Raw genomic sequence first — 4,891 nt, 5'->3', positions numbered from 1 at the left:
CGCCAAGGACCGCGCACTGCTGACCGACCTGGCCCGCCAGATCGCCGCCGCGGTGCTCGCCGTGCGCCTGCACCAGCGCACGGCCCGGCTGACCGCGGACGTGGTGACCGCGCGCGAGGAGGAGCGTCGCCGGGTGCGCCGCGATCTGCACGACGGGCTGGGACCGGCGCTGGCGGCACAGGTCCTGCACATCGAGGTCGCCCGCGACGTGCTGCGCCGCCGGCCCGACGAGGCGGAAGCCCTGCTCGCACAGGCGCTCGCCCGCGGCGCGGAGGCATTGTCGGAGGTCCGGCGCATCGCCCGCGGCCTGCGACCACCCACATTGGACGAGCTCGGCCTGGTGGCGGCGATCCGCCAGTTCGCGGACGAGCTCGGCCGGCAGATCCGGGTCCGGGTGGTGGCGGGCGGCATGCCCGAGTTGCCGGCGGCGGTCGAGGTCGCCGCCTATGCCATCGTGCGGGAGGCGTTGACCAACGTGCTGCGTCATGCGGGGGCGACCACCGCGGAGGTCAGGCTGAACGTGGCGGGCGGGACGCTCCTGATCGACCTCGACGACGACGGTCGCGGTGTCGCCGCCGCGGCCGCGGCCGGGGTGGGCACGGTGTCGATGCGGGACCGCGCGCGGGAGCTCGGCGGTCGCTGCACGGTCGACGCCCTTCCCGGCGGAGGCACCAGGGTGTCGGCGCGGTTGCCGCTGGACGTCGCCGGAGGTGATCACGGTGGAACGGATTAGGGTGCTGATCGCCGACGACCACGAGCCGTTCCGCGAGGGACTGCGCGCCGTGCTGTCGCTGGCGGAGGACATCGAGCTCGCGGGCGAGGCGCCGGACGGACCGGCCGCCGTCTCGCAGGCCGCCCTGCTGCAGCCGGACGTCGTCCTGATGGATCTGAAGATGCCCGGGTTCGACGGCATCGAGGCGACCCGGCGGATCACCGGCGCCAGCCCGCACATCGCGGTGGTCGTGCTGACCATGCTCGAGGACGACGAGTCGGTGTTCGCGGCCCTACGCGCCGGTGCGCGGGGCTACGTCCTCAAGGGCGCACTGCGCGCCCACCTGTTGCGGGCGGTGCGGGTGGCCGCCGACGGCGAGGCCCTTTTCGGGCCGGCGGTGGCCCGGCGCATCGCCGACTACTTCGGCCGCGGGCCGGACCGCCCGGCCTCGGTGTTTCCGCAGCTGACCGACCGGGAGCGAGAGGTGCTCACGCTGGTGGCGCAGCATCGGACGAACCCGGAGATCGCCCGGCAGCTGAGCCTCTCGGTGAAGACCGTGCGCAACCACGTGTCGAACATCTTCACGAAGTTGCAGGTCGCCGGCCGGGCCGAGGCGATCATCCAGGCCCGCGACGCGGGCCTGGACAGATGAATCGGGTCAGGACCGACCCGATGGTCTCAGTTGTTGCCATGCAGGAGAACGACGATGACGACGACCCAGGCGGCGGCCATGGTGAACGTCAGGGGCGCGACGAAACGGCTCATGGGACGGACCTTCCGGTGGAAGCTGCTCTCGGAAAGCGCGCACGTGTCGTCGCGGCCGGAACCCTGAAACCCGTTGTCGCGGCGCACACGACAGACACCGGTTCACCGGTGGTGGGCAGGGTGGAGTCGGGTCAGCGAGACTCAGAGACGCTGACGAGCGGCCCGGCCACGACTGGGAGGATCGCTATCTCGCACAGCGATCACCTCCGTCGGTCGTGACTCGTCGTTCGGGCCGTCCAGCAGCTTACCGCTTAAGGCCGGCTTAAGGCGCCCCTGCGGTCGTGTCGTCCGCCACGACACCCGGATGAGTGCCGCGAGGGTCAGCGCGAGGAATGGTAGCCACGCGACCCTCGCGATGATCCACTGGGGGTCCTGCGGCGCCGTGAGCAGGCCCGGCACCGGCTGTGGCCAGATCGCGGCGGCGGCCGCGACCACGGCGACGAAGACACTCTGGTGGATCAGGTAGATCGGCAGCGCCGCCCGATTGAGTGACGCGACCAGGGGCATTTCGATCCTGATCCGGCACGCGTCGCGGATCAGCAGGAACAGGCCGATCTGCGCCGCGGCCAGCGCGACCGCGAAGAGCGAGGGCGGCGACAGGTTGGAGCGGCCGTCGCCCGGCACCCCGACCGCCGACGCCGGGTAGTCGAGCGCGACGACCAGCACGGCCAGCGCCGTGAGGCCGCCGATCAGCAGCCCGGCCGCGGGCAGGACGGTCCGGCCGCGGCGGGCCAGGGCGATGCCCAGGATCCAGGGGATCGACCACGCCGCGACGACCGCCGCCCAGGCCGGGACCAGGCCGGCGTCGGAGAGGGCCACCACGAGAACGGCCGGGGCGACCAGGGAGAACGGGCCGGCCCGGTCCACGGCCCGGGTGAGCGGCCCGGTCGCGAAGCCCAGCGCCAGGTAGGGGAGCAGGAACCAGAGCGGGCTGACGACCAGCTTGATGATCGTGCTGCGGGTCCCGTCGGGCAGGCCCAGCGCCGTCGCCGTCACCAGCACCAGGGTCCAGCCGCCGAGGACCACCGCGAGCGGCACGGCGAGCTTGCGCAGCGCCGGCCGCCGGGCCGAGCGGGCCGCCGCGAACCCGCCCGCGAAGAAGAACAGGCCCAGCGTCTGCAGGATCCAGGACACCGGCACGAAGCCCGGCATCGAGGTCAGCGGGCTGGCCTGCCGCCACGCTCCCTCGCCGTCCACCACCAGCCCGGTGACCAGCCAGTGCCCGCCGACCACCCCGGCGATGGCCACCGCGCGCAGCGCGTCGATGCTCCGGTCCCGCGTCATGCGGCGGCCCGCCCCAGGACCACACCCGCCACGGCGTCGATCGTGTCGGTGCCGGGGGTCAGGTAGTAGTCGTGGCCCGCGACGCCGGCCGCCGGCAGCGGCCGGGCACCGAAGGCCGTGTCGGACGGGCGGCGGCCGTGGCCCAGGTCGAAGAGACGCAGCCGGGGGATCCGGCGCATCCAGTCGGTCGCCGCCAGCGCCGACCACACCCGGGCGCCGCCCAGGTCGGACGCCCGCGACGCGCCCATGCCGGGCGCACCGAGCGCCACCACGTCATGCACCGAGGGCAGGTGCGGTGCGGCCAGTCCCACCACGATCGCACCGTAGCTGTGCCCGACAAGGGTCACCGCCGCCTCCGGTCGCTGTGCCTGCAGGCCCTGGACGAAGCCGGTCAGCCGTTCGGCGCCCTGCCGCGCGCGCTTCTCCCGGATCGCGTCCACGCCGATGCCCTCCGGGGTGTCGTAGCCCAGCCACGCCACCACGGCGACCCGCGCCGAGCGGTCGGCCGCGCGCAGCGTCCGGTAGAGCGCCCGCGCCTGCACCGCCGGAGCCCGGCGGGCCACGCCGCCCAGCCCGCGGTCGAAGTCCCGCAGCTTGGTGTCCACTCCGGGCACCAGCACCGCGATCCGGTCCGCGGTGGACACGTCACCGACCACCTCGGCCGCGGTGCCGTCGCCGGCCGGGTCGAAGGCGAGGAACTGCCGGCCGGAAGCTGCCCAGGTCGCGTACGTGCCGCCGGCCCGGAGCATGGCCAGATCCGCGTCGTGCAAGGCGATCCGCAGCGCCGGCAGGGCCGGCGACGGGGGAGCGGCCGGGGCGGCGGTCGCCAGCGTGGGGCCGGGCAGGGCGAGAGTGAGCAGGAGCGTGGTGCTCAGGAGAACCTTCATGGCCCGGAGATTGGGGCCACGGCCTATCCATGATCGTCACACCGTGGTGCGGTCTTGCGGGTAGCACCACGGTGCTACTCGCCGACCGCCACCAGACCACACTCGTACGCGAACACGACCGCCTGCGCCCGGTCACGCAAGCCGAGTTTCGCCAGGATCCGTCCGATGTGGGTCTTCACGGTCTGCTCGGCGACCACCAACTCGCCGGAGATCTCCTGATTGGACCGGCCGCGCGCGATCAGCCGCAAGACCTCGGTCTCCCGCGGCGTCAACGCGTTCAGCGCCGTCGGCCGCGGCCGGTCGGAGTGCGGGCGCGCGGCGAACTCCGCGATCAGCCGGCGGGTCACGCCCGGTGCGAGCAGCGCGTCGCCGGCCGCCACCACCCGCACGGCGTTGAGCAGGTCGGCGGCCGGGGCGTCCTTGAGCAGGAAGCCGCTGGCGCCGGCCCGCAGCGCTTCGTACACGTAGTCGTCCAGGTCGAAGGTGGTCAGGATGAGCACCTTCGGCCCCGACCCGTCGCCCTCGGGGCGGCCCTGCAGCAGCCGCCGGGTGGCCTCCAGGCCGTCCATCCGCGGCATCCGGACGTCCATCAGCACCACGTCGGGCGCGAGCTGGCGGGTCTTGGCGACGGCTGCCTCGCCGTCCTCGGCGTCGCCGACCACGACGATGTCGGGCTGGGCGGTCAGCAGCGCCCCGAAGCCCTGCCGCACCATCGCCTGGTCGTCCGCGATCAGCACCTTGATCATTCCGCCGCTTTCCCTTCGTAGGGCAGGCTCGCCTCCACCCGGAACCCGCCGGCCCCGTCCGGTGCCGCGTGCAGTGTGCCGCCCAGCAGCTCGGCGCGCTCGCGCATGCCCATCAAACCGTGCCCGCCGATCCCGCCGGACGGTGGCCCGTCCTCGCCGATGCCGTTGCGCACCACCAGGTCCAGCCGATCCTCCGCGGCGCGAGCCTCGAGGCGCACCTGACCGCCCGGCGCGTGCCGCGCGGCGTTGGCGAGCGCTTCCTGGATGATCCGGTACGCGGCCAGCGCCACCGGTTCGGGCACCCCGGTGAGGTCGGTGATCTCCACGCTGAGGTCCAGGCCGGATGTCTGCGCCTTCTCGATCAGCGCGGGCAGCTCGTCCAGCCCCGGCTGCGGCGCGGTCAGTGCCTCCTGGTCGTCGGCCCGCAGCACGCCGAGCAGCCGCCGCATGTCGGTCAGCGCGGCCCGGGCCGACGTCGCGATCCCCGCCAGCTCGGC

The 4,891-nt window shown here is 73.9% G+C and carries 7 protein-coding genes; 2 read left to right on the top strand and 5 right to left on the bottom strand.

All coding sequences use genetic code 11. From position 1 onward, the window contains the following. Together AB0M20_RS27575 and AB0M20_RS27570 are read left to right on the top strand one after the other, a co-directional pair. Positions 1–733: histidine kinase (locus AB0M20_RS27575; RefSeq protein WP_364303014.1), on the top strand; the 733-nt coding region annotated here is incomplete at its 5' end. Then, positions 720–1,364: a response regulator transcription factor gene (locus AB0M20_RS27570; protein WP_364303012.1), complete on the top strand. Its 645-nt coding sequence runs from the start codon at positions 720–722 to the stop codon at positions 1,362–1,364. The genes AB0M20_RS27575 and AB0M20_RS27570, both read left to right, overlap by 14 nt. Positions 1,365–1,390: 26 nt before the next feature. Here AB0M20_RS27570 and AB0M20_RS27565 read toward each other — a convergent pair whose 3' ends face one another. The 5 genes from AB0M20_RS27565 to AB0M20_RS27545 all read right to left on the bottom strand — a co-directional run. Further along, entirely contained in the window at positions 1,391–1,564 is a 174-nt protein-coding gene (locus tag AB0M20_RS27565) for a hypothetical protein (protein WP_364303010.1), read from the bottom strand. Positions 1,565–1,618: 54 nt separating this feature from the next. Beyond that, positions 1,619–2,761 (bottom strand): acyltransferase, encoded by a 1,143-nt coding sequence (locus AB0M20_RS27560; RefSeq protein ID WP_364303009.1) that lies wholly within the window; start codon positions 2,759–2,761, stop codon positions 1,619–1,621. Beyond that, positions 2,758–3,648, bottom strand: a complete 891-nt coding sequence (locus AB0M20_RS27555) for an alpha/beta hydrolase (RefSeq protein WP_364303007.1) — start codon at positions 3,646–3,648, stop codon at positions 2,758–2,760. Before AB0M20_RS27555 ends, AB0M20_RS27560 begins: the two co-directional genes overlap by 4 nt. Positions 3,649–3,722: 74 nt before the next feature. After that, positions 3,723–4,394, bottom strand: coding sequence for a response regulator transcription factor (locus AB0M20_RS27550; RefSeq protein WP_364303005.1), 672 nt, complete (start codon positions 4,392–4,394; stop codon positions 3,723–3,725). After that, the coding region (locus AB0M20_RS27545) for an ATP-binding protein (protein WP_364303004.1) at positions 4,391–4,891 on the bottom strand (501 nt) is incomplete at its 5' end. The genes AB0M20_RS27545 and AB0M20_RS27550, both read right to left, overlap by 4 nt.

Origin of the sequence: Actinoplanes sp. NPDC051633 (genome assembly GCF_040681735.1) — a bacterium.
Taxonomy (GTDB): domain Bacteria; phylum Actinomycetota; class Actinomycetes; order Mycobacteriales; family Micromonosporaceae; genus Actinoplanes.
Note: the sequence above shows the minus strand (reverse complement) of the source record. Positions and strands in the feature narration are given on the sequence as shown.

Excerpts from the sequence above, each read along its gene's own strand:
- AB0M20_RS27560 (WP_364303009.1), bottom strand. The coding sequence starts at position 2,761 with ATGACGCGGGACCGGAGCATCGACGCGCTGCGCGCGGTGGCCATCGCC.
- AB0M20_RS27555 (WP_364303007.1), bottom strand. The coding sequence starts at position 3,648 with ATGAAGGTTCTCCTGAGCACCACGCTCCTGCTCACTCTCGCCCTGCCC.
- AB0M20_RS27550 (WP_364303005.1), bottom strand. The coding sequence starts at position 4,394 with ATGATCAAGGTGCTGATCGCGGACGACCAGGCGATGGTGCGGCAGGGC.